21 protein-coding genes and 2 pseudogenes are annotated in these 24,202 nt (G+C 61.5%); 7 read left to right on the top strand and 16 right to left on the bottom strand.

Going from position 1 to position 24,202, the window contains the following annotated elements:
- The first annotated feature begins 178 nt into the window (after positions 1-178).
- Together fabA and fabB are read left to right on the top strand one after the other, a co-directional pair.
- Positions 179-694: a 3-hydroxyacyl-[acyl-carrier-protein] dehydratase FabA gene (gene fabA / locus IF690_RS09470; protein WP_202699866.1), complete on the top strand. Its 516-nt coding sequence runs from the start codon at positions 179-181 to the stop codon at positions 692-694.
- 11 nt (positions 695-705) lie between these two features.
- Positions 706-1,926: a beta-ketoacyl-ACP synthase I gene (gene fabB, locus IF690_RS09465; RefSeq protein ID WP_202699865.1), complete on the top strand. Its 1,221-nt coding sequence runs from the start codon at positions 706-708 to the stop codon at positions 1,924-1,926.
- Positions 1,927-2,005: 79 nt separating this feature from the next.
- Here the strand turns inward: fabB and IF690_RS29275 are convergent, their stop codons facing one another.
- The 4 genes and pseudogenes from IF690_RS29275 to IF690_RS09450 form a co-directional block, all read right to left on the bottom strand.
- Positions 2,006-2,869, bottom strand: a complete 864-nt coding sequence (locus tag IF690_RS29275; RefSeq protein ID WP_502710177.1) for a methyl-accepting chemotaxis protein — start codon at positions 2,867-2,869, stop codon at positions 2,006-2,008.
- A pseudogene (locus IF690_RS29270) lies at positions 2,861-3,631 on the bottom strand (MCP four helix bundle domain-containing protein); the annotation flags it as partial. The gene IF690_RS29275 and the pseudogene IF690_RS29270, both read right to left, overlap by 9 nt.
- Before the next feature lie 137 nt (positions 3,632-3,768).
- Positions 3,769-4,233, bottom strand: a complete 465-nt coding sequence (locus IF690_RS09455) for a DUF3859 domain-containing protein (protein ID WP_202699863.1) — start codon at positions 4,231-4,233, stop codon at positions 3,769-3,771.
- 111 nt (positions 4,234-4,344) lie between these two features.
- Positions 4,345-4,554, bottom strand: a pseudogene (locus IF690_RS09450) (amidohydrolase family protein); the annotation flags it as partial.
- A 125-nt stretch (positions 4,555-4,679) separates the two neighbouring features.
- Between IF690_RS09450 and IF690_RS09445 the strand changes: the two are divergent.
- The 4 genes from IF690_RS09445 to IF690_RS09430 all read left to right on the top strand — a co-directional run bounded on the left by IF690_RS09445 (position 4,680) and on the right by IF690_RS09430 (position 8,807).
- The gene (locus IF690_RS09445; protein ID WP_007931549.1) at positions 4,680-5,096 is read left to right on the top strand and encodes an OsmC family protein; all 417 of its coding nucleotides are present in this window, start codon (positions 4,680-4,682) and stop codon (positions 5,094-5,096) included.
- Between the two features lie 62 nt (positions 5,097-5,158).
- A complete protein-coding gene (locus IF690_RS09440) occupies positions 5,159-6,046 on the top strand; it encodes a pirin family protein (protein ID WP_202699862.1) in 888 nt (295 codons plus the stop codon).
- Positions 6,047-6,255: 209 nt separating this feature from the next.
- A complete protein-coding gene (locus IF690_RS09435) occupies positions 6,256-7,632 on the top strand; it encodes a pyridoxal-phosphate dependent enzyme (RefSeq protein ID WP_202699861.1) in 1,377 nt (458 codons plus the stop codon).
- Positions 7,629-8,807, top strand: a complete 1,179-nt coding sequence (locus IF690_RS09430; protein WP_202699860.1) for a trans-sulfuration enzyme family protein — start codon at positions 7,629-7,631, stop codon at positions 8,805-8,807. The genes IF690_RS09435 and IF690_RS09430 overlap by 4 nt, the downstream gene beginning before the upstream one ends.
- Before the next feature lie 92 nt (positions 8,808-8,899).
- Here IF690_RS09430 and IF690_RS09425 read toward each other — a convergent pair whose 3' ends face one another.
- The 4 genes from IF690_RS09425 to IF690_RS09410 form a co-directional block, all read right to left on the bottom strand.
- The gene (locus tag IF690_RS09425; protein ID WP_202699859.1) at positions 8,900-9,628 is read right to left on the bottom strand and encodes a dienelactone hydrolase family protein; all 729 of its coding nucleotides are present in this window, start codon (positions 9,626-9,628) and stop codon (positions 8,900-8,902) included.
- 67 nt (positions 9,629-9,695) lie between these two features.
- Positions 9,696-11,600, bottom strand: coding sequence for a molecular chaperone HtpG (htpG, locus tag IF690_RS09420; RefSeq protein WP_202699858.1), 1,905 nt, complete (start codon positions 11,598-11,600; stop codon positions 9,696-9,698).
- An 88-nt stretch (positions 11,601-11,688) separates the two neighbouring features.
- Positions 11,689-12,141, bottom strand: coding sequence for a PaaI family thioesterase (locus tag IF690_RS09415; RefSeq protein ID WP_202699857.1), 453 nt, complete (start codon positions 12,139-12,141; stop codon positions 11,689-11,691).
- Positions 12,138-12,614: a PaaI family thioesterase gene (locus IF690_RS09410; RefSeq protein ID WP_023968370.1), complete on the bottom strand. Its 477-nt coding sequence runs from the start codon at positions 12,612-12,614 to the stop codon at positions 12,138-12,140. The genes IF690_RS09415 and IF690_RS09410 overlap by 4 nt, the downstream gene beginning before the upstream one ends.
- Positions 12,615-12,772: 158 nt before the next feature.
- On the opposite strand from IF690_RS09410, the gene IF690_RS09405 reads away from it, so the two are divergent.
- Complete coding sequence (locus tag IF690_RS09405) at positions 12,773-13,024, top strand: hypothetical protein (RefSeq protein ID WP_023968369.1); 252 nt, start codon at positions 12,773-12,775, stop codon at positions 13,022-13,024.
- Positions 13,025-13,088: 64 nt separating this feature from the next.
- Here the strand turns inward: IF690_RS09405 and IF690_RS09400 are convergent, their stop codons facing one another.
- From IF690_RS09400 to IF690_RS09365, 8 genes are all read right to left on the bottom strand, one after another.
- Positions 13,089-13,490: an MAPEG family protein gene (locus tag IF690_RS09400; protein WP_023968368.1), complete on the bottom strand. Its 402-nt coding sequence runs from the start codon at positions 13,488-13,490 to the stop codon at positions 13,089-13,091.
- Positions 13,490-14,227 carry a DUF599 domain-containing protein gene (locus IF690_RS09395; protein WP_202699856.1) on the bottom strand — a complete coding sequence of 246 codons (738 nt, stop codon included), beginning with the start codon at positions 14,225-14,227 and terminating at the stop codon, positions 13,490-13,492. Before IF690_RS09395 ends, IF690_RS09400 begins: the two co-directional genes overlap by 1 nt.
- Before the next feature lie 174 nt (positions 14,228-14,401).
- Positions 14,402-15,715, bottom strand: coding sequence for a branched-chain amino acid transport system II carrier protein (brnQ, locus tag IF690_RS09390; RefSeq protein ID WP_202699855.1), 1,314 nt, complete (start codon positions 15,713-15,715; stop codon positions 14,402-14,404).
- A gap of 325 nt (positions 15,716-16,040) precedes the next feature.
- Positions 16,041-16,922 carry a succinate--CoA ligase subunit alpha gene (gene sucD, locus IF690_RS09385; RefSeq protein WP_023968365.1) on the bottom strand — a complete coding sequence of 294 codons (882 nt, stop codon included), beginning with the start codon at positions 16,920-16,922 and terminating at the stop codon, positions 16,041-16,043.
- Entirely contained in the window at positions 16,922-18,088 is a 1,167-nt protein-coding gene (gene sucC / locus IF690_RS09380) for an ADP-forming succinate--CoA ligase subunit beta (RefSeq protein ID WP_007931510.1), read from the bottom strand. Before sucC ends, sucD begins: the two co-directional genes overlap by 1 nt.
- 225 nt (positions 18,089-18,313) lie before the next feature.
- Entirely contained in the window at positions 18,314-19,750 is a 1,437-nt protein-coding gene (lpdA, locus tag IF690_RS09375; protein WP_007931507.1) for a dihydrolipoyl dehydrogenase, read from the bottom strand.
- Between the two features lie 112 nt (positions 19,751-19,862).
- On the bottom strand, positions 19,863-21,086 hold the full coding sequence (gene odhB, locus IF690_RS09370; RefSeq protein ID WP_038581006.1) for a 2-oxoglutarate dehydrogenase complex dihydrolipoyllysine-residue succinyltransferase: 1,224 nt from the start codon (positions 21,084-21,086) through the stop codon (positions 19,863-19,865).
- Between the two features lie 42 nt (positions 21,087-21,128).
- A complete protein-coding gene (locus IF690_RS09365) occupies positions 21,129-23,960 on the bottom strand; it encodes a 2-oxoglutarate dehydrogenase E1 component (protein WP_202699854.1) in 2,832 nt (943 codons plus the stop codon).
- Positions 23,961-24,202 lie beyond the last annotated feature (242 nt).

The raw sequence follows: 24,202 nt of genomic DNA, 5'->3' as shown, positions 1-24,202 counted from the left end.
CCCCTCACAGGGCCTGTATAATAATTTCAGTGCACAAGTGTACATTCATGTCCCTTGTGCTGTGACTTTCACCACAACGCAATAGTCTATGAGTAGGCTGCCGGCTCGAGGCATGAACGCTTCGATCGGCCGGGAAGATTTGCCCCACCCTGCCGCATGGGACTATTGAGGAGCTCGCATGACCAAACAAAACGCCTTTACTCGGGAAGATCTGCTGCGCTGCAGTCGCGGTGAGCTGTTCGGCCCAGGTAACGCGCAACTGCCCGCCCCGAACATGCTGATGGTGGATCGCATCACTCATATCAGCCAAGAGGGTGGCAAGTACGGCAAAGGTGAATTGGTCGCCGAGCTGGATATCACCAAGGACCTGTGGTTCTTCGCCTGCCACTTCGAAGGCGATCCGGTGATGCCGGGCTGCCTGGGCCTCGACGCCATGTGGCAACTGGTCGGTTTCTTCCTGGGCTGGCAAGGCCTGCCGGGCCGCGGTCGCGCCCTGGGTTCGGGCGAAGTGAAGTTCTTTGGTCAGGTGCTGCCGACCGCCAAGAAGGTCACCTATAACATCCATATCAAGCGCGTCCTCAAGGGCAAGCTGAACATGGCCATCGCCGATGGCTCGGTCAGCGTCGACGGCCGCGAAATCTACACCGCCGAAGGCCTCCGGGTCGGCGTTTTCACCTCCACTGACAACTTCTAAGGGTTATCCGCATGCGCCGCGTCGTTATCACTGGTCTGGGCATCGTTTCGTGCCTGGGCAATGACAAAGAGACCGTCTCCGCTAACCTGCGTGCAAGTCGCCCTGGCATCCGCTTCAACCCGGAATATGCCGAAATGGGTCTGCGTAGCCAGGTTTCCGGCTCCATTGACCTCAATCTCGAAGAGCTGATCGATCGCAAGGTCTATCGCTTCGTCGGCCATGCGGCGGCTTACGCCTACCTGGCCATGAAAGACGCCATCGCCGATTCGGGCCTGACCGAAGAGCAGGTTTCCAACCCGCGTACCGGTCTGATCGCCGGCTCCGGCGGCGCCTCGACCCTGAACCAGATGGAAGCGCTGGACATCCTGCGCGAGAAAGGCGTCAAGCGCGTTGGCCCATACCGTGTCACGCGGACCATGAGCAGCACCGTTTCCGCCTGCCTGGCCACTCCGTTCAAGATCAAGGGCCTGAACTACTCCATCGCGTCTGCCTGCGCCACCAGTGCTCACTGCATCGGTACCGCCATGGAACAGATCCAGATGGGCAAGCAGGACATCGTGTTCGCCGGCGGCGGTGAAGAAGAACACTGGAGCCAGTCGTTCCTGTTCGACGCCATGGGTGCCCTGTCCAGCCAGTACAACGAAACCCCGGACAAGGCTTCCCGCGCCTACGACGCCAAGCGTGACGGTTTTGTCATCGCTGGCGGTGGCGGCATGGTGGTGGTCGAGGAGCTGGAACACGCCCTGGCCCGCGGCGCGAAGATCTACGCCGAAATCGTTGGCTACGGCGCGACGTCCGACGGCTACGACATGGTGGCGCCAAGCGGCGAAGGTGCAATCCGTTGCATGCAGATGGCCATGTCCACCGTCGACGCCCCGATCGACTACCTGAACACCCATGGCACCTCGACTCCGGTCGGCGACGTTGCGGAAATGAAGGGCGTGCGTGAAGTGTTCGGCGACAAGGCTCCGGCCATCAGCTCCACCAAGAGCCTGTCGGGTCACTCCCTGGGCGCCGCCGGCGTTCACGAAGCGATCTACTGCCTGCTGATGATGGAAGGCAACTTCATGGCCGGCTCGGCCAACATCGAAGAGCTGGATCCGGAAGTGGCCGACATGCCGATCCTGACCCAGACTCGCGAAGACGCCACCATCAACACCGTGATGAGCAACAGCTTCGGCTTCGGCGGCACCAACGCCACCCTGGTCCTGAAGCGCTGGCAGGGCAAGTAAGCCCCACCGCTTCGCCACATGAAAAACGCCCCGACTGGTTCGGGGCGTTTTTTATTGGGCGACTGTTTTCCCGAAGCCCCTACACCGAGAAACGCGCCACCAGGGTGTTCAAGTCCACCGCCAGCCGTGACAGCTCCTGGCTCGCGGCGCTGGTCTGGTTGGCCCCGGCCGAGGTCTGCATGGCCAGGTCGCGGATGTTCATCAGGTTGCGATCCACCTCCCTGGCCACCGCCGCCTGTTCCTCCGAAGCGCTGGCGATCACCGTGTTGCGCTCGTTGATCAGGGTGATCGCCCCGGCGATTTCCTCCAGCGCCGCCCCCGCCGCCTTGGCCAGCTCCAGGGTCGAACGGGCCCGGCTGTTGCTTTGCTGCATGGAGCTGACAGCCTGCTCGGTGCCCTGCTGAATACCGCCGATCATCTGTTCGATCTCCTGGGTCGATTGCTGGGTGCGATGAGCCAGTGCCCGCACCTCGTCGGCCACCACCGCGAACCCGCGGCCGGCATCCCCGGCCCGCGCCGCCTCGATGGCGGCATTCAGGGCCAGCAGGTTGGTCTGCTCGGCCACCGAGCGAATCACATCCAACACCTTGCTGATGCCATAGACCTTCTGCGCCAACTCTTCGACCTGGGAGGCGTTGGCGGTCACGTCGCCGGCCAGGGACTCGATGGACTGCACCGTCTGCCGTACCTGCTCACGTCCATGCTGGGCAATCAGGTCGGACTGGCGGGAAGCCTCGGACGTCGCCACGGCATTGCTGGCCACCTCCTCCACCGCGGCGGTCATCTGGTTCACCGCCGTCGCCGCCTGTTCGATTTCCTGGCTCTGCTGGTGCAAGCCGCGAGTGGCGTCCTCGGTCACGCAACTGAGCTCCTCCGAAGCGGAAGCCAGCTGGCTGGAAGAGTCGGAGATGCGCCGGATGGTCTCCCGCAGGCTGTGCTGCATGGCCTTGAGCGCCTGCAGCAGGCGCGCCGGCTCATCCTTGCCGCTGATGCGGATGTCCTCGGTCAGGTCGCCGCCGGCCACCACCTCGGCCACGCTCAGCGATTGCGAGAGCGGCAGCACGATACTGCGGGTCAGCAACAGGGCCAGGACAATGGTCATCAGGCCAGCCACCACGATCATCACGACTACCCAGACCTTGGCGTTGCTGAACACCGCCCTGGCCAGCTCGGTGGCCAGGTTGGCGTTGTGCCGGTTCAGGGCCACCAGCTCATTGAGGGTGCCCGCCAGCTCATCCGCCAGCTGGCTCATCTCGCCATTGACCACCGCGACCGCATCCTCGACCCGCCCCTGCTGCGACAGCGCCATCACCTGGTTCTGATGCTCGAGGTAGCGCTTCTCGGCGGCTTTGTAGCGATCGAACAGCACACGCTCTTCCGGCAGCACAATCAGCGCGTTATAGCGCTCCTGGGCCACGGTCATGCCGCGCTTGATCTCATTGAGTTTGCTTTCGTTCTGCGCCAGGGCCTGGGGGTTGCGGTTGAGCAGCAAGCGCATGGTCAGCGCGCGGACCCGCAGCAGGTCCTGATTCATTTCGCCCACCGACATCACACTGGGCAACCAGTTGTTGTCGACCTCGTCGGACTGCGCGCGCATGTTCGACATCTGCAGCAGCGCGAACGCCCCCAGGCCGAACACCATCAACGCCAGCAGGCCGAAGCCCAGGCCCGCGCGCGGTGCAATGTTGAGACTTCTGATGCTCATTCTCCGGTTCCTTCCAAAAGCGCTGCATTCGCCATGCAGCGGGCTGCTGTTGAAAGTATCGGGTCGCGGAAAATTTGCTTAAGACGAAAACGTGATATCAAAACGCCCAAGCACTCCGATGCCTGGGCGCAAACGATTCAGCGTACGGTAAAACGCTGCTGGAGCAACAAACGGTCACCCTGGAATACCATGAAACGCCACTCGCCGGGGATCACTTCATGACTCTCGGTGAACTCGTAGGCCATGATGTCCTGCGGCGCGCCCGGCACCAGTTTCTGGGTCACTTCGAGCTTGTCGTGACGCTGGCCATCCGGGGTACGGATACCCGGTGTGAAATACAGCAGAGTCAGCGGTACATCCTCGGCCACCTTGCCGGCCAGCTGATAACGCAGGCCGAACTTGGTGCCCAGCCGCGCAGGCACGATCTCGGTCTGCTCGATGTTCTCGTTGCTGCGCCGCAGCACCCGCTCGCCCGACTGCAACGCGGCCTTCGGCCCCTCGAACACACCATATTCCACCGGGCCTTCGACACGGACTTCAGCACTGGCAAGGCCACTGAACATCATCAGCGCCACCAATGCGCTTGAACGGGTGAGGTGCATATCGCGCTCCTTGATTGAGATGGCGCGAGCCTATGACGCAGGCATGACAGGCTGATGACAAACCTGCATCGCCAGCGCCTTGGCACACCCGCGCACTGGAGCCACCCAGGATCAACGAGCGCGCGGCAGCACAGCGAGGAAGTTGTCCCGGGCCACCTTGCGCGCCACGTCCTCCGGCAAGGCATCGAGAAAGGGCTCGAAGCTGCGCATTTCCCGCCCCAGCTTGTTGAATCGCCCGACAACGTCCGAACCCAGCATGAACCGCTCGGGAAAGCGCTCCACCAGCTTTACCCACTCCGTCCGGGGCACGCCCCGTTCATCTGTCGATCGACGCTGGATAGACCCATCCCCGGATGCGACGGTTCAGAAAAAGGGCAACGCACAACCAGCGTAATGCTCTATAACTGCACCACCTTTCAACGACTGCTCACTGCCCGAGGTCCGTCATGACTATCACCGTCAACACCGAATCCAGCGAAGGTTTCCGCCACAGTATCCAGATCGATGACCACCAATTGTTCGCCGACCTGCCCAAGACCCTGGGGGGCGAAGGTTCCGCGCCGGAACCCCACGACTTTTTCGATGCCGCGCTGGGCGCCTGCAAGGCCCTGACCCTCAAGCTGTACGCGCAGAAAAAAGAGATTCCGCTCACCGGCGTCACGGTCGAGGTCAAGCACGACAACAGCCAGGAGCAGAAAGGCAAATACGCGCTGCACGTCAAGTTGACCCTCAAAGGCGTACTGACCGACGCCCAGCGTGAAGAACTGCATCGCGTCGCCGACCGCTGCCCGGTGCACAAGCTGATGACCACCGCCGAGGTGAGCATCGAGACCCACCTGTCCGAAGGCGCCTTCAGCCAATAGCGCCAAGGGTTGCACAAGCGGGTTATGCTCCCGGGCATAACCCGATCAGCCTGGAATGCACCATGAACACACCGCTCGTGATTCGCCCTCGCGCCGAGGACGTCGAAGGCCAACCCATCCTGCGTCCGCTGCCCTCGGCCCAATGCCGCAGCGTGGGGCCCTTCGTGTTTTTCGATCACATGCTGCAAACCCGCTACCCCGCGGGCAAGGGCATGAATATCCGCCAGCATCCGCATATCGGCCTGTCGACCCTGACCTACCTGTTCCAGGGGCAGGTCCAGCACAAGGACAGCCTCGGTTCCGACCAGGTGGTGAACCCGGGGGATGTCAGCTGGATGACCGCCGGCAGCGCCATCGCCCACGTCGAACGCACCCCGCAGGCACTGATCGACAGCGACTTCAGCATGCACGGCCTGCAGGTCTGGCTGGCCTCCCCCAAGGCCCATGAACAAGGCCCGGGGCACTACAGCCATCACCCGGCCGCGACCCTGCCGGTCAGCGACAACCTCGGGGTCAGGATCCGCATGATCGCCGGCAACGGTTTCTGCCTGGAATCACCGGTCCCGGTGCTCTCCCCGACCCTGTATGCCGAAATACAGCTGCAGACCGCGACCACCCTGCTGATCCCCGCCGAACACGAGGAGCGCGCCCTGTACGTGCTCGAAGGCGATGCCCAGCTGGACGGCGAGCCCGTCGAGCCGCATGCGCTGGTGATCCTGCCGGCCGGCACCACCCCGACCCTGTTCGCCGACAGCGACTGCCACGCCGTGTTGTTCGGCGGCGCGCCGCTGGACGGTCCACGGCGGATCAACTGGAACTTCGTCTCCAGCGACCCGGCCCGTATCGATGAAGCCCGCCAGCGTTGGGCCGCCGGCGACTGGCCGACGGTGCCGGGAGAAAGCGAACGAATCGAACTGCCCAAGGGCAAAGGCTCGCCGTCACCCCTGTAGTACCGGCGTTCGGTAGCCTGGGCAGATCAAGTACCAGCCCAGGCTCCACCGCCACCAGATTGCGCAACCAGGTACCGGCCGGCGCGAGCGGTTGCGGGTAGCCGGATCCCGGCCTATGGTCCAAGCGATGCATAGCCTGCGACCGCCGCGCGATGATTCGCCGTGGGTCGCTGTCCATCCAGCGCAACTTTGCGCAGCGAGGTGACGACATGCCAAACGACTCCCGTCCTGCCGTGCTCGAACTGATCGGCAACACGCCGCTGGTGCGTGTCAGCCGTTTCGATACCGGCCCCTGTACGTTGTTTCTCAAGCTTGAATCGCAAAACCCCGGAGGTTCGATCAAGGACCGCATCGGCCTGGCGATGATCGACGCCGCCGAGCGCGACGGCCGCCTGCGACCCGGTGGCACCATAGTCGAGGCCACCGCCGGCAACACCGGCCTCGGCCTGGCCCTGGTCGGCCGCGCCAAGGGCTACCGGGTGGTCCTGGTGGTGCCGGACAAGATGTCCACCGAGAAGGTCCTGCACCTCAAGGCGATGGGCGCCGAAGTGCACATCACCCGCTCCGATGTCGGCAAGGGCCATCCTGACTACTACCAGGATATGGCCGCGCGACTGACCAAGGAGATTCCCGACGCCTTCTTCGCCGATCAATTCAACAACCCGGCCAACCCGCTGGCCCACGAATGCAGCACCGCGCCGGAAATCTGGGCGCAGACCCAACATGATGTGGACGCCATCGTGGTCGGCGTCGGTTCGGCCGGCACCCTGACCGGGCTGACCCGGTTCTTCCGCCGGGTGCAGCCGGACCTGGAGATGGTGCTGGCCGACCCGGTGGGCTCGGTGATGGCCGAATACAGCCGCAGCGGCACCCTGGATACGCCTGGCTCCTGGGCGGTGGAAGGCATCGGTGAAGACTTCATTCCGTCCATTGCCGACCTTTCCAGCGTGCGCAAGGCCTACTCCATCAGCGACGAGGAAAGCTTCGAGCACGCCCGCCAACTGCTGCGCGCCGAGGGCATTCTCGGCGGCTCTTCGACCGGCACCCTGCTGGCCGCGGCCCTGCGCTACTGCCGCGAGCAGACCGAGCCGAAGCGAGTGGTCAGCTTCGTCTGCGACACCGGCACCCGCTACCTGTCGAAGATCTATAACGACCAATGGATGAACGATCAGGGCCTGCTTGCGCGCAAGCGCTACGGCGACCTGCGCGACCTGATCGCGCGGCGCTTCGAGGACGGCCGGGTGATCAGCGTGGGGCCGGAGGACACCCTGCTCACGGCCTTCCAGCGCATGCGCCTGGCCGACGTGTCGCAACTGCCGGTGCTGGTGGACGGGCAGCGGCTGGTCGGGGTGATCGACGAGTCGGACATCCTGCTGGGCGTGCACGAAGACGCTTCGCACTTTCGCCAGACCGTGGCCAGCGCCATGAGCGATCAGCTGGAAACCCTGCCTCCCAGTGCCAGCCTGGCCGAACTGGAGGCGGAACTCGACCGTGGCTTCGTGGCGATCATCGCCGACGCCTCGGGCTTCCACGGCTTGATTACCCGGGTCGACATGCTCAATCACTTACGGAGATCGCTAACATGAGTCAACAGGATGAAACCGGCGCGCCGCGTGCCTTCGCTACCCGGGTAATCCATGCGGGGCAGACGCCGGACCCTTCCACCGGGGCGCTGATGCCGCCGATCTACGCCAACTCCACCTATGCCCAGCAGAGCCCTGGGGTGCACAAGGGCCTGGACTACGGGCGCTCGCACAACCCCACGCGCTGGGCGCTGGAGCGCTGCGTGGCGGACCTCGAGGGCGGCACCCAGGCCTTCGCCTTCGCCTCCGGGCTGGCGGCGATTTCCAGCGTGCTCGAACTGCTCGACGCCGGCGCGCATATCGTTTCCGGCAATGACCTGTATGGCGGCACCTTCCGCCTGTTCGAACGGGTGCGCCGGCGCAGCGCCGGGCATCGCTTCAGCTTCGTCGACCTGTCCGACCTCTCGGCCTTCGAAGCGGCGTTGCAGGACGACACGCGGATGGTGATGGTCGAGACCCCGAGCAATCCCCTGCTGCGCCTCACCGACCTCGCCGCCATCGCGCGCATCTGCCGCGCGCGGGGCATCATCTGCGTCGCCGACAACACCTTTGCCAGCCCGTGGATCCAGCGCCCGCTGGAGCTGGGCTTCGACATCGTGCTGCACTCGACGACCAAGTACCTCAACGGCCATTCCGACGTGATCGGCGGTATCGCGGTGGTCGGGCAGAACCCCGACCTGGCCGAGCGTCTGGGCTTCCTGCAGAACGCCGTGGGGGCTATCGCCGGGCCGTTCGACGCCTTCCTCACCCTGCGCGGGGTGAAGACCCTGGCGCTGCGCATGGAACGCCACTGCAGCAACGCCCTGGAGCTGGCGCAATGGCTGGAACGCCAGCCGCAGGTGGCGCGGGTCTACTACCCGGGCCTGCCGTCCCACCCGCAGCACGCCCTGGCGCGACGGCAGATGCAGGCTTTCGGCGGGATGATCTCCCTCGATCTGAACTGCGACCTGGCCGGCGCCAAGCGTTTTCTCGAGAACGTGCGGATCTTCGCCCTGGCCGAAAGCCTGGGCGGCGTGGAAAGCCTGATCGAACACCCGGCGATCATGACCCACGCCAGCATTCCCGCGGACACCCGCGCGCAACTCGGCATCGGCGATGCTCTGGTGCGCTTGTCCGTGGGGGTCGAGGATGTGGAGGATCTGCGCGCCGACCTGGCCCAGGCGCTGACGCGGATCTGAATGGCTGACAGGCACAAAAAAGCCCGCCTGGCGTACAAGGCGGCTCACTGAGAGCCGCATTGCATCGCCGAGCGGGCTTGTGGTTCCCGGGCTCAGCCCTTGAACACTTCATCCAGCAGGTTGTGCATCGAGGTGAAGGCACGGCCCGCGGTCCTGGCGTCGTACATCATCATGCCCGGCACATTGGCGTGCGGATCGGTGAAGGAATGCACCGCGCCGCCGTAGCTCAGCAACTGCCAATCCACGCCAGCGGCATTCATTTCCGCTTCGAAGGCCGGCAATTGCTCTTTCGGCACCAGCGGGTCGGCAGCACCGTGCAGCACCAGCACCGAGCCCTTGATGTTCTGGGCGTCGGCCGGGTTCGGCGTATCCAGGGTGCCGTGGAAGGACACCGCGGCTTTCAGCGGCGCACCGCTGCGCGCCAGCTCCAGGGAGCAGCAACCGCCGAAGCAGAAACCGAAGGTGGCCAGCCTGGCCTTGTCCACCGCGGCTTCCTGCTGGCTTTGCAGCACCTCGAAAGCCGCCTGCATGCGCTTGCGCAGCAGGGCCCGGTCATTCTTCAGCGGCATCATGGCGGCGCCCGCCTCGTCGCCGTTGCTCGGGCGGAGCTTTTGCCCGTACAGGTCGGCGATCAGCACCACATACCCCTTGGCGGCCACCGCCTCGGCGATCTTCTCGGCATCGGCGCTGACGCCCATCCAGTTCGGCGCCATCAACAGCCCCGGACGCGGGCCCTGCTGGCTGGCATCGAACGCCAGGCGGCTTTCATAGGATTGCCCCTCAATCTGGTAGACCAGGGAACGAACAGTGACTTGGCTCATTTCAGACTCCTGATTCAAAAACACCGGAATGAAAAAACCCGCCGAAGCGGGTTTTTATGCAACCTAGTCAAACCGACAGTTCAACCAGTAGCTTGTTCAGGCGGCGCACATAAGCGGCCGGGTCTTTCAAGCTGTCGCCAGCGGCCAGGGCCGCCTGATCGAAGAGGATGTGCGACAGGTCGCCGAAGCGCTCGTCGCTCTGCTCGCCGTCGAGTTTCTCGATCAACGGGTGAGCCGGGTTGAATTCGAATATCGGCTTGGAATCCGGCACCTTCTGCCCGCTGGCCTCGAGGATCTGGCGCATCTGCAGGCCCAGGTCCTGCTCGCCGATCGCCAGGATCGCCGGGGAGTCGGTCAGGCGGTGGGAAACCCGCACTTCGCTGACGGTATCGCCCAGGGCGGTCTTGATCCGCTCCACCAGGCCTTCCTTGCTCTTGGCGACTTCTTCCGCGGCCTTCTTGTCCTCTTCCGAGTCCAGGTTGCCCAGGTCCAGGTCACCCCGCGCCACGTCGACGAAGCTCTTGCCGTCGAAATCGCTCAGGTAGCTCATCAGCCACTCGTCGATGCGGTCGGTCAGCAGCAGCACTTCGATGCCTTTCTTGCGGAAGACTTCCAGGTGCGGGCTGTTCTTGACCTGCGCGTAGGTTTCGCCGGTGAGGTAGTAGATCTTGTCCTGACCTTCCTTGGCGCGCGCCAGGTACTCGGCCAGGGACACCACTTGCTCGCCGTCGTCGCCCTGGGTAGAGGCGAAACGCAGCAGGCCAGCGATCTTTTCCTTGTTGGCGAAGTCTTCGGCCGGGCCTTCTTTCATCACCTGGCCGAAGTTTTTCCAGAAGCCCTTGTATTGCTCAGGCTCGTTCTTCGCCAGTTTTTCCAGCATGTCCAGCACGCGCTTGGTCAGCGCCGACTTCATGGAATCGATGATCGGGTCTTTCTGCAGGATTTCCCGCGACACGTTCAGCGACAGGTCGTTGGAGTCGACCACACCCTTGATGAAGCGCAGGTACAGCGGCAGGAAGGACTCTGCCTGGTCCATCACGAATACGCGCTGCACGTACAGCTTCAGGCCTTTCGGCGCTTCGCGCTGGTACAGGTCGAATGGCGCACGGGCCGGCACGTACAGCAGCGAGCTGTATTCCAGCTTGCCTTCGACCTTGTTGTGGCTCCAGCTCAGCGGGTTCTCGAAGTCATGGGCGATGTGCTTGTAGAACTCCTGGTATTCCTCGTCCTTGATCTCGGTACGCGGGCGGGTCCACAGGGCACTGGCGCGGTTGACGGTTTCCCATTCCTGCGCAGGTTTCTCTTCACCCGAAGCGGCAGCGGCCTCTTTCGGCAGCTCGATCGGCAGGGCGATATGGTCGGAGTACTTCTTGATGATGTTGCGCAGGCGCCAGCCATCGGCGAACTCGTCGTCGCCGGACTTCAAGTGCAGGACGATGCGGGTGCCGCGGTCGGCCTTGTCGATGGTCGCGACTTCGAACTCACCCTCGCCCTTGGAGGACCAGTGCACGCCTTCGCTGGCAGCGAGGCCGGCACGACGGCTGAAGACATCGACCTTGTCGGCGACGATAAAGGCGGAATAGAAGCCCACGCCGAACTGGCCGATCAGGTGCGAATCCTTCTTCTGGTCGCCCGTGAGGTTTTTCATGAAGTCGGCGGTGCCGGACTTGGCGATGGTCCCCAGGTGGGTGATCACATCTTCCCGGCTCATGCCGATGCCGTTGTCTTCGAGGGTGACGGTCTTGGCGTCCTTGTCGAAGCTCACACGGATTTTCAGCTCCGCGCCACCTTCCAGCAACTCAGGCTTGGACAGGGCTTCGAAGCGCAATTTGTCGACAGCGTCGGAGGCGTTCGAGATCAGTTCGCGAAGGAAGATTTCCTTGTTGGAATACAGCGAATGGATCATGAGGTGCAGCAGTTGCTTTACCTCGGTCTGGAAGCCCAGGGTTTCCTTTTGAGTTTCCACACTCATGGTCATCAAACTCCAATCAGATGGCATAAGCCGCGCCCGGAGGGCTTACGGCGGGATGTCCACAGAGTTGGGGGCTAGACCTGAGATTTCAAGGGCCAGGACTTTCTTCGAGCTTGAAATGTGCTCGGGCGGTGGCAATCGGCTCCTCTGCGCTGCTCTGCCAGGCGGTGATGGCCACGTTTGCCACCCGCCGGCCCTGGCGGCAGACCTGGCACCTGGCATAGGTATCGCGAAATTGCCCGGCACGCAGGTAGTCGAGGGAGAAGTCGATGATTTTCGGCACGCCGGGCGAGCCGGTGCCAATCAACAGGTGCAGGGCCGCCGCCAGTTCCATGAAACCGGCGATCACCCCACCGTGCAGGGCCGGCAGCAACGGATTGCCAATGTTGTCGCGGTTGGCGGGCAGGCGAAACAGCAACTCACTGCCCTGCCGCGAGCACCCAATGCCGATCAGCCTGGCGTAGGGAATCAGTTGCAACAGTGCGGCGTAATCGCCCTGCTGGTGGGCACGCTGCACTTGCTCCTGGAAATTGTCGCTCATGGCTGTTCACCCTTGATGGCGCCGGCAAAACCTTTGCTGCCCTTGATGCCCTTGCCCATGCGCATGAAGGTGCCCACCACATGGGCAACGGGGTGCTCGGGATCGTCCTGATAGGCAAAACCGCGGGTAAAAATCACATCGGTGGTCACCCGATAGCACTGGGCAAAGCCGTACACGCTTTTGCCCGGCTCTGCCGAGTGCATGTAATCGATGCGCAGGTCCAGGGTCGGGCAGACTTCGAACTCCGGCAGGACACACAAGGTGGCCATGCCGCAAGCGGTGTCCATCAACGAGGTCAGCGCGCCACCGTGGATCACTCCGGTCTGTGGGTTGCCGACTATCTGCGGGCTGTAAGGCAGCATCAGGGTGATGCCGTCTTTTGAAGCGCTGTGCACGCTCATGGCCAATACCTGGCAATGGCGCAGCGCCGACAAAAACCGCGTCGCACGCTCAAAAACGGGGTTTTGCTCCATAAGGCAATTCTCTAGTTGACGTCAAAACCGCTCAGTTAACGAGACCGGTAAAAGTTCCATATTGCTGGCACTTTATATATCTTTAGCTTTCAAGGAACTTAACCTGTAGAGCCATGCTCGAAAGGCCAGAAGATATCTTCAATAAGGAGAAACACCCCATGCGTAAGACTTTAGCTATTGCCCTGATGCTGACCGCTTCCCTCGGTCTCGCTGCCTGCGATAAAAAATCCGAGGACAAAGCTCAAGATGCCAACCAACAGGCTGAGCAAGCTCAACAGAAACTGAATGAAGCTCAGGATAAAGTGAACGAAGCCGCAAAAGAAACCGTCGATGCAGCCAAAGATCAGGTTGAATCGAGCAAAGCAGCTGTTGAAGAAGCAGCCAAGGAAGCCGCTCCTAAAACCAACTAATCCGGTTTTAGTGCAGCAAGAATAAAGCCCGCCTAGTGCGGGCTTTATTTTGTCTGGAATAACCCTAAGCCAACAGGCTGCGAAAAGTCGGACTAAGCATCAGCAACAATGAACAGAGCAGACCGATAAACCAGACCAGACTGCGTTGCCAGGCCAGGTCCGCCCAATAGCAAAGCAGATAGATAACCCGCGTAATGACGAAGACGATCGCCAGGCCGTCGATCAACCAGCCCTGAGTCTGGGTGACATGGGCCATCAGGACCCCGACCGCGAACAGCATGAAGGCTTCGAAACTGTTCTGGTGCGCCGCCAGCGCCCGGGCGCCGAACCCCGTGAGTTGCGCCTGTTGCTGGCGTGGCAGGTGATTGTCGTAACCGCCCTGCTCTTTCATGGCCCTGGCCACCGGCATCCGTGCCACGTAAATCAACAACGCGCTGATAAACACACACCAGAACGCGATACTCATCAGACTATCTCCTTGTTCACCTCGGGCAATGGCGCCTCTGTAGGGGTATAGACCATCACGTCCAACACGTCGGAATGAAACTCCCGGCGGTACAGCACCAGCACCACGCCGGCGCTCATCAGCATGAACAGCCAGGGACTGACGAACCAGGCCAGCATGCTCATGCCGAAATAATAGGAACGCAGGCCGAAGTTGAACTGGTTGGCGGCCATGGAAATCACCCGCGCAGCCCGCAAGGCAAAGGCTTTTCGCTCCTGCTCGGAAACATGCCGCTCACCGATCATCGGTGCCGAGCCGACGAGGATGGCCGCGAAGTTGTACTGGCGCATGCACCAGCTGAAGGTGAAGAAGGCGTAGACGAACACCAGGGCCAGGCACAGCAGCTTGATCTCCGACATGCCCTGGGAGGCCTGCTGCACCATGGGAATGTCGGCCAGCAGCGACACCGCACGCTCGGAAGCGCCGAGCACGGTGAGGATGCCAGCGAGGATAATCAGGGTGCTGGAGGCAAAGAACGAGGCATTGCGCTCCAGGTTGCCGATCACGCTGGCGTCGGCGATGCGGTTGTCGCGCAGCAGCATGCGGCGCATCCAGTCCTCCCGGTACAGGTGCAGCACGCTGGCCAGGCACGCGGTGTCGCGGCCCTTCCACGTGGCGTAGCGGGTATAGCCGCCCCAGCAGATGACAAACCAGAGGGCGGCGCTGAGATGGATCAGGTTGGCTTCGACGAACGACATGCAGGTTCCCGGATAGGCGTTGGCAGAGTGCGGATACAACTGGCACTGCTTCGACGTTGATCGAGGAAAAAAGACACCATCCGTCGTCCATAAAAATGCCCCGTATCGCTGGATACGGGGCATTTCCATGGTGACTCGGTGCCCGCTCGTGGCGGGCATCGGGCAGATAGCGGCTTAGGCCATCGCCTCGCTGCGCTTGCCCAGCAGGCGGTCGCAGACCACCGCGACCGCCAAGGTCATGACCGAAGGCACCAGCCACGCCAGGCCCTGCTCGCTCAACGGCAGGTGCATCAACTGGGTTGGCATCCAGTCCGCCAGGCCAGCACCCTTGAGGGCATCGATCAGGCCGAACAGGAAGGACACCAGCATCACCGGACCGACGATGCGGCCTTGCTCATGCCAGAAGTCCTTGCAGAAGCTCAGGGCCACCAGGGCGATGCACGGCGGGTAGATAGCGGTCAGCACCGGGATGGAGAAAGCGATCAGCTTGGTCAGGCCCAGGTTGGACACCAGCAGCGAGAACGCCGCCAGGATAATCACCAGGGTCTTGTACGACAGCGGCAGTACGCGGCTGAAGTACTCGGCGCAGGCACAGGTCAGGCCGACCGCGGTCACCAGGCAGGCCAGGGAAATCAGCACGGCCAGGAAGCCGCTGCCCAGGGAGCCGAAGGTGTGTTGCACATAAGCGTGCAGCACCGCCGCGCCATTGGTGGCGCCGACCGCGACTTCGTGGCTGCCCGAGCCCAGGCGGAACAGGCTGACATACACCAGCGCCAGGCCGACGCCGGCAATCAGCCCGGCAATGATCGCGTAACGGGTGATCAGGCGTGGCGACTCGACACCACGGGAACGGATGGCGTTGACGATGACGATGCCGAACACCAGTGCGCCCAGGGTATCCATGGTCAGGTAACCATTGATGAAGCCCTGGGAGAACGGCGCCGCGACGTACTCGGGAGTCGCAACACCGATATCACCGGCCGGCAAGGCGAACGCGGCGATGCCCAATACGGTCAGGGCGATGATCTTCAGCGGCGCGAGGAAACGCCCAACGGTGTCCAGCAAGCGTCCCGGGTAGAGGGAGATGAAAAACACCAGCAGGAAATACGCCGAGCTATAGAGGAACAGCGCCAGCGGGCTCTCACCGGTCAGGGGCGCCAGGCCCACTTCGAAGGACACGGTCGCGGTACGCGGCGTCGCGAACAACGGGCCGACCGCCAGGTAGCAGACCGCCGCCAGCAGGCCACCGGCGATTTTGCCGATCGGGCTGCTCAGCGCGTCCATCGCCCCGCCGACCTTGGCCAGCGCAACGACGGTCACCACCGGAAGGCCCACGGCGGTGATCAGAAAGCCCAGCGCCGCGATCCAGACGTTAGGTCCGGACTGCAAGCCGACGATAGGCGGGAAGATGATATTGCCGGCCCCGACGAACAGGGCAAAGGTCATAAAACCCAGTGCCAGAATGTCCTGGCCTTTCAACACTTTCATTAAGGAAATACCACACTACTGAATCGGAATTTAGAGAGGGATTTCCCTTATGGGTGAGGGAAATGCTGTCGGTCCGTATAGGACTGACCCGTTTAGCGCGCAGCTTCCTTGTGGGACGCAGACGCAAAAGAGGCGGCTAGACTACCGAATTTGTAAGACAAACGCACTGTTAGAGGGCGAACTGTCCGATAAGCGACATTTGCGTGTCGCGTTTATATAGATAAATAGCCGTTTGCCATGATCGCTGGCTCTTCCCGACAGCCAGAAAGCACAAAGGCCACCCGAAGGTGGCCTTTGTTGGTGGAGCGTCAGCTAAGCACGAGGCTTACTTGACAGTCCAGCCAGTCAGCTCGGCCAGGGCCTTGCCGATGTCTGCCAGCGAACGCACGGTTTTCACGCCTGCGTCTTGCAGAGCAGCGAATTTCTCGTCTGCAGTGCCTTTGCCGCCAGAGATGATTGCGCCAGCATGGCCCATGCGCTTGCCCGGAGGAGCCGTCACACCAGCGATGTAGGAAACAACCGGCTTGGTCACGTTAGCCTTGATGTAGGCAGCTGCTTCTTCTTCAGCCGAACCGCCGATCTCACCGATCATCACGATCGCTTCGGTCTTCGGGTCTTCCTGGAACAGCTTCAGGATGTCGATGAAGTTGGAGCCTGGGATCGGGTCACCACCGATGCCGACGCAAGTGGACTGACCGAAACCGGCGTCAGTGGTCTGCTTCACGGCTTCGTAAGTCAGGGTGCCGGAGCGGGAAACGATACCGACCTTGCCTGGCAAGTGAATGTGACCTGGCATGATGCCGATCTTGCATTCGCCTGGAGTGATCACGCCTGGGCAGTTAGGGCCGATCAGGGTAACACCCAGCTCGTCGCACTTGACCTTGGCATCCAGCATATCCAGGGTAGGAATGCCTTCGGTGATGCAGACGATCAGCTTGATGCCGCCGAAAGCCGCTTCCAGGATGGAGTCCTTGCAGAAAGGAGCTGGAACGTAGATCACGCTGGCGGTGGCGCCAGTGGCGGCTACAGCGTCTTTCACGGTGTTGAAGACAGGCAGGCCCAGGTGCTCGGTGCCGCCTTTGCCCGGAGTTACGCCGCCAACCATCTTGGTGCCGTATTCGATGGCTTGCTGGGTGTGGAAACTACCTTGCGAACCGGTAATACCCTGGCAGATAACTTTGGTGTCTTTATTGATCAGGACGCTCATTATTTGCCCTCCGCAGCTTTGACAACTTGTTGAGCAGCGTCGGTCAGGCTGGTAGCAGCGATGATGTTCAAGCCGCTTTCTGCCAGTACTTTAGCGCCCAGTTCAGCGTTGTTGCCTTCAAGGCGAACAACAACCGGGATTTTCACGCCGACTTCTTTCACTGCACCGATGATGCCTTCGGCAATCATGTCGCAACGAACGATGCCGCCGAAGATGTTGACCAGTACTGCAGCGACGTTGGTGTCGGACAGGATGATCTTGAAGGCTTCGGTCACGCGCTCTTTGGTAGCACCACCACCTACGTCGAGGAAGTTGGCTGGCTTGCCGCCGTGCAGGTTGACGATGTCCATGGTACCCATGGCCAGGCCGGCACCGTTGACCATGCAGCCGATGTTCCCTTCCAGGGCCACGTAGTTCAGTTCGAACTTGGCCGCGTGCGCTTCGCGCGGATCGTCCTGCGACGGATCGTGGAAAGTCTTCAGCTTAGGCTGACGGTACATGGCGTTGGCGTCGATGTTGATCTTCGCGTCCAGGCAGTGCAGGTCGCCATCAGCCTTGATCACCAGCGGGTTCACTTCCAGCAGTGCCAGGTCGTGGTCCTGGAACAGTTTGGCCAGGCCTACGAAGATCTTGGCGAACTGAGTGACTTGCTTGCCTTCCAGGCCCAGCTGGAAAGCCAGCTCGCGACCCTGGAATGGCTGAGCGCCAACCAGTGGATCGATAGTGGCTTTGAGAATTTTTTCTGGAGTGTCGTGAGCGATTTTCTCGATGTCCACGCCACCTTCGGTGGAAGCCATGAACACGATGCGACGGCTCGAACGGTCGACGACAGCGCCCAGGTACAGCTCTTTAGCGATATCAGTGCACGATTCAACCAGGATCTTGGTGACTGGCTGGCCATTGGCGTCAGTCTGGTAAGTCACCAGACGCTTGCCCAACCACTGTTGAGCGAATGCTTTAGCGTCTTCTTTGCTGCGAACCAGCTTTACGCCGCCCGCTTTACCGCGACCACCGGCGTGAACCTGGGCTTTGACAACCCACTCGGAGCCGCCGATCTTGTCGCAAGCTTCTGCTGCTTCTTCCGGGGTGTCTACCGCGTAGCCTTTGGATACTGGCAGGCCGTATTCAGCGAACAGCTGCTTACCCTGATACTCGTGAAGATTCATGCTTTTTACCGTCTTCGTTAGGTACTGCGCATTCGGCGCTGCGCTCTTGATGAGTGCCGCGCCACCTGTGACCGCTCCTCACCGGACTCCCCTGCCCCGCCTCCGCAGCCTGCGGCTGCGGCACAACGCATGAAGATTCCCGTGAGGTCGAGTCCAGCGGACGTTCCGCGGTGAGTCTTGCTCGCAAGGCTCACGACGGGCAATCCGCCGTGGTTTCTTATTGTCTTAACGCTTTTTGCGGTTGGCGATGTGGATGGCGCCGCCATTCACTGCCAGTGCTGCTTCGTGCAGCGCTTCGGACAGGGTCGGATGGGAGAAAACCATCATGCCCAGGTCTTCGGCGCTGGTGCCGAATTCCATGCCGATCGCACCTTGCTGAACCAGTTCCGCCGCGCTTGGGCCGATCACGTGGACGCCCAGTACACGATCAGTCTTGGCATCAGCGATGACTTTTACGAAGCCGCCGGTGTCATTGGCTGCCATGGCTCGGCCGCTGGCTGCGAACGGGAAGGTGCCGACGTTAACTTCAACGCCTTCAGCTTTCAAGGCCTGCTCGGTCTTGCCGACCCACGCGATTTCCGGGTGAGTATAAATAACCGAAGGGATCAGGTCATAGTTCATCTGAGCCTTGTGGCCCTTGATGCGCTCGACGACCATGATGCCCTCTTCCGAGGCCTTGTGAGCCAGCATCATGCCGCGAACCACGTCGCCGATCGCGTAAACGCCCGGCACGGTGGTGGCGCAGTGATCGTCAACGTGCACGAAACCGCGCTCGTCGAGGGTCACGCCGCAATCGGCAGCCAGCAGATCAGTGGTCACCGGACGGCGACCAACGGCTACGATCAGCTTGTCGAAAGTGATGTTCTGCTCGCCGTTGGCATCGGTGTAGGTCACGACCACTTCTTCGCCGTTGACCTTGGAGCCGGTGACGCGAGCGCCCAGCTTGATGTCCAGACCCTGCTTGGTCAGGGTTTTCAGCGCTTCCTTGGAGACCGCGGTGTCGGCAGCCATCAGGAAGGTGTCCAAGGCTTCCAGGACGGTCACTTCAGCGCCCAGGCGGGACCATACCGAACCCAGCTCCAGACCGATCACGCCAGCGCCGATCACGCCCAGGCGTTTTGGTACGGATTGGAATTCCAGGGCGCCGGTGGAGTCGACGATCACTTTCTGATCGACCGGAGCCGGTGGAATGTCGATTGGACGGGAGCCTGGCGCCAGGATGACGTTCTCGGCTTCGATCACTTCCACCGAGCCGTCTGGCTTGGTGACTTCGACTTTCTTGCCGGCCAGCAGTTTGCCGTGGCCCTGGATGGAGGTCACGCCGTTGGCCTTGAACAGGGTGGCAACACCGCTGGTCAGGTTTTTCACGATGTTGGCTTTGCGGCCGACCATCGCAGGCACGTCCATGGACACGCCAGCGTGGCTGATACCGTGGATCGCGAAACCGTCTTGGGCTTCGTGGAATTTCCAGGAGCTGTCCAGCAGCGCCTTGGAAGGGATGCAGCCGACGTTCAGGCAAGTACCGCCGAGGGCCAGCTTGCCCTCCTTGTCGGTATATTTCTCGATGCAGGCAGTCGTGAGGCCGAGTTGCGCAGCTTTAATGGCAGCTACATAGCCGCCAGGACCTGCGCCAATCACTACCACGTCGAATTTCTGAGTCATGTGTCATTCCTTCTCGAATCAAACCGGACGGCCTCTTGTGGAGGCCGTCGTGGGACGAAGCTGTTCGTTTCGGCGAAAGGCCGATCATCGCTGATCGGCCCATGCTACGAAATCAGATATCCAGCAGCAGACGAGCCGGGTCTTCCAGCAGGTTCTTGATGGTAACCAGGAAGGTCACTGCTTCTTTGCCGTCGATCAAACGGTGATCGTAGGACAGAGCCAGGTACATCATCGGACGGATAACCACCTGACCGTTGATCGCCATAGGACGCTGCAGAATGTTGTGCATGCCCAGGATCGCCGCTTGTGGCGGGTTGACGATCGGAGTCGACATCATCGAACCGAAAGTACCACCGTTGGTGATGGTGAAAGTACCGCCGGTCATCTCTTCCATCGACAGTTTGCCATCACGGGCTTTCTTGCCGAAGGTGGCGATGCCGCCTTCGATTTCAGCCAGGCTCATCAGTTCGGCGTTACGCAGAACCGGAACCACCAGGCCGCGGTCGCTGGACACGGCAACACCGATGTCGGCGTAGCCGTGGTAAACGATGTCGGAGCCGTCGATCGAGGCGTTGACCGCAGGGAAACGCTTCAGCGCTTCGGTAGCAGCCTTGACGAAGAACGACATGAAGCCCAGGCGTACGCCGTTGTGGGACTTCTCGAACAGATCCTTGTACTTCGAACGCAGGGCCATGACTTCGGTCATGTCGACTTCGTTGAAAGTGGTCAGCATCGCCATGTTCGACTGGGCTTCGACCAGACGCTCGGCAACCTTGGCGCGCAGGCGGGTCATCGGAACGCGCTTCTCGACGCGATCGCCGGCAGCGAATACCGGAGCAGCAGCGGCTGGCGCAGCGGCCTTGGCAGGCGCGGCAGCCGGAGCGGCTTTCTTGGCAGCAACGGCTGCAACCACGTCTTCCTTGGTCACGCGACCGCCTTTGCCGGTACCGGCAACGGAAGCGATGTTGATGCCGTTCTCTTCAGCCAGCTTGCGCGCGGCAGGAGCAGCGATTGGATCGTCTTCGCCTTCGGCGGCAGGAGCTGCGGCCTGGGCGGCAGCCGGTGCGGCAGCGGCGGCAGGAGCAGCAGCGGCAGCGGCGCCTTCAGCGATGGAGCCCAGTACTTCGTCGGACAGAACGGTGTCGCCTTCGTTCTTGACGATAGCGCCCAGCACGCCGTCAGCAGTGGCCAGAACTTCCAGCACGACCTTGTCGGTTTCGATGTCGACAATCAGTTCGTCGCGCTTGACGGCGTCGCCCGGTTTTTTGTGCCAGGTGGCAACGGTGCCATCGGCAACCGATTCCGGGAAAGTGGGGGCTTTGATCTCGATAGCCATTATCTGTGGTTCCTTAAATTCGGTTTCAGGTGCGCGAAGGCGTTAAACAGTGAAAGCATCTTGCAGCAGTTTTTCCTGCTGCTCGGCGTGCATCGATGCGTAGCCGCATGCAGGTGCAGCAGAGGCTTCACGGCCCGCGTACTCAAGTACGAGCGACTTGTCGTGATTGCCAACGATGCGGCGCATGTGGTGTTGGCTGCAGTACCAGGCACCCTGGTTCATCGGCTCTTCCTGACACCAAACGACATGCTTGAGGTTGGTGTACGGAGCCAGGACTTCGTTCAAGTCGTCCTCAGGGAATGGGTACAACTGCTCGATACGCACGATGGCGATGTCGGCACGGCCTTCGGCACGGCGTTTTTCCAGCAGGTCGTAGTAGACCTTGCCGCTGCACAGAATCAGGCGAGTCACGCCTTTTGGATCCTGGGCATCGATTTCCGGAATAACGGTCTGGAACGAACCTTCCGCCAGATCTTCCAGGGTCGAGATGGCCAGTTTGTGACGCAGCAGCGACTTCGGAGTCAGGACCACCAGCGGCTTGCGCAGCGGGCGAATCACCTGACGACGCAGCAGGTGGTAGATCTGGGCCGGGGTGGTCGGCATGCAGACCTGGATGTTGTGCTCGGCGCACAGCTGCAGGTAACGCTCCAGACGAGCCGAAGAGTGCTCCGGACCCTGACCTTCATAACCGTGCGGCAGCAGCATCGTCAGGCCGCAGAGACGGCCCCACTTGTGCTCGCCACTGGTGATGAACTGGTCGATCACCACCTGGGCACCGTTGGCGAAGTCGCCGAACTGGGCTTCCCAGATCACCAGCGCGTTTGGCGTGGTGGTCGAGTAACCGTATTCGAACGCCAGTACGGCTTCTTCGGACAGGAACGAATCGTACAGATCGAAACGTGGCTGGCCGTCGTACAGGTGCTGCAGCGGAATGTAGGTACTGGCGTCTTTCTGGTTGTGCAGGACCGCATGACGGTGCGAGAACGTACCGCGGCCGATGTCCTGGCCGGTCATGCGGATCGGGTGACCTTCGAACGCCAGGGTCGCGTATGCCATGGTTTCGGCATAACCCCAGTTGATCGGCAGGCCGCCGGCTTGCATCTTCTGACGGTCTTCGTAGATCTTCGCGACCTGGCGCTGGACCACGAAGCCTTCTGGCAGTTCCAGCAGCTTGGCGGACAGTTCCTGCAGGGTCTTCAGATCGAAGGTGGTGTCGTGACGCGCGGTCCAGGCGTGGCCCAGGTATGGACGCCAATCCACGAACAGCTCTTTGTTCGGCTCTTTGACCAGGCTCTTCACGACGTGCAGGCCGTTGTCCAGCGCATTGCGGTATTCATCGACTTTCGCCTGAACACGCTCGGCGTCGAGCACGCTGGCCTGGACCAGACGATCGGCATACAGCTCACGGGTGGTGCGTTGCTTGGCGATCTGCTGGTACATCAGAGGCTGGGTACCGCTTGGCTCGTCCGCTTCGTTGTGGCCGCGACGACGGTAGCAGACCAGGTCGATCACCACATCGCGCTTGTACTGCATGCGGTAGTCGATGGCCAGCTGGGTCACGAACAGTACGGCTTCCGGATCATCACCATTCACATGGAGGATCGGCGCCTGGATCATTTTCGCGACGTCGGTGGCGTACTCGGTGGAACGCGAGTCCAGCGGGTTGCTGATGGTGAAACCGACCTGGTTGTTGATCACGATGTGCACGGTGCCGCCGGTCTTGAAACCGCGGGTCTGCGACATCTGGAAGGTTTCCATCACCACGCCCTGACCGGCGAACGCAGCGTCACCGTGGATGGAGATTGGCAGAACCTTGTCACCGGTCTGGTCGTTGCGGCGATCCTGGCGGGCGCGCACCGAACCCTCGACCACTGGCGAAACGATCTCCAGGTGGGACGGGTTGAAAGCCATGGCCAGGTGAACTTCACCGCCTGTGGTCATCACGTTGGACGAGAAGCCCTGGTGGTACTTGACGTCACCGGAGCCCAGCTCGACCTTCTTCTTGCCTTCGAACTCGTCGAACAGCTCGCGCGGGTTCTTGCCGAAGGTGTTGACCAGGACGTTGAGGCGACCACGGTGGGCCATGCCGATCACGACTTCCTTGGTGCCGTAGGAACCGGAACGCTGGATCAGCTCGTCGAGCATCGGGATCAGGCTTTCGCCGCCTTCCAGGCCGAAACGCTTGGTGCCCGGGTACTTGGTGCCCAGGTATTTTTCGAGGCCTTCAGCTGCGGTGACGCGCTCGAGCAGGTGACCCTTGATATCCGTGGAGTAGGTCGGACGGCCGCGTACGCTTTCCAGACGCTGCTGGAACCACTGGCGCTGCTCGGAATCGGTGATATGCGTAAATTCAGCGCCGATGGTGCGGCAATATGTCTGCTGCAACGCTTCGTGAATTTCGCGTAGGCTCGCTTCCTCTTTGCCGATGAACAGGTCGCCGGCACGGAAGGTCGTATCAAGATCGGCATTGGTCAAGCCGTAATGATTGATTGACAGGTCTGCAGGTGCAGGACGCTGCCACAGCCCCAGCGGGTCCAGCTGGGCTGCCTGGTGGCCACGCATACGGTAGGCCTGGATCAATCGCAGCACTTCAACTTGCTTCTTCTCGTGCTCGCTGCTCACGCTACCGGCGGATACCGGCTGGGCGCGGCGCTGGTTCTTTGCCAGCAACACGAAATGATCGCGGATTGTCGAGTGCGAAACATCGATGGCAGTGCTGCCGTCGGTAGGCAACTTCTGGAAGTAAGTGCGCCACTCTTCTGGCACAGCGTTAGGGTCGTGCAGGTAGAGCTCGTAGAGCTCTTCCACATAGGCAGCGTTACTACCGGATAGGTAGGCGCTGTTCCACATGCGCTGCATCACGCTTTCTTGCATGCTTGGTCACCCTCGGTTAGGGGAACACCACCGGCGAAGACACCGAGCAAACTTGCAAAAGTCCGAGTGCAGCGACCAAAACAAGCCACTTAGGATCACGCTGATAGTCCGGGTACCAGCCCGGATGCCCCTGCTTGTCTCATTTCTTCAAAATACGAGCGGCAACTTTGTGAGCTGCTGCTCAGCTTAAAACTACGGCGCCGGTTGAAGCCTGCGCCGTAGCCTCTACGGGTATAGCGGTC

The sequence above is a fragment of the Pseudomonas sp. SK3(2021) genome, assembly GCF_016772375.1.
In the GTDB taxonomy this organism is placed as follows: Bacteria; Pseudomonadota; Gammaproteobacteria; order Pseudomonadales; family Pseudomonadaceae; genus Aquipseudomonas; species Aquipseudomonas chlororaphis_I.
This window is presented reverse-complemented; position numbering and strand designations above follow the sequence as displayed.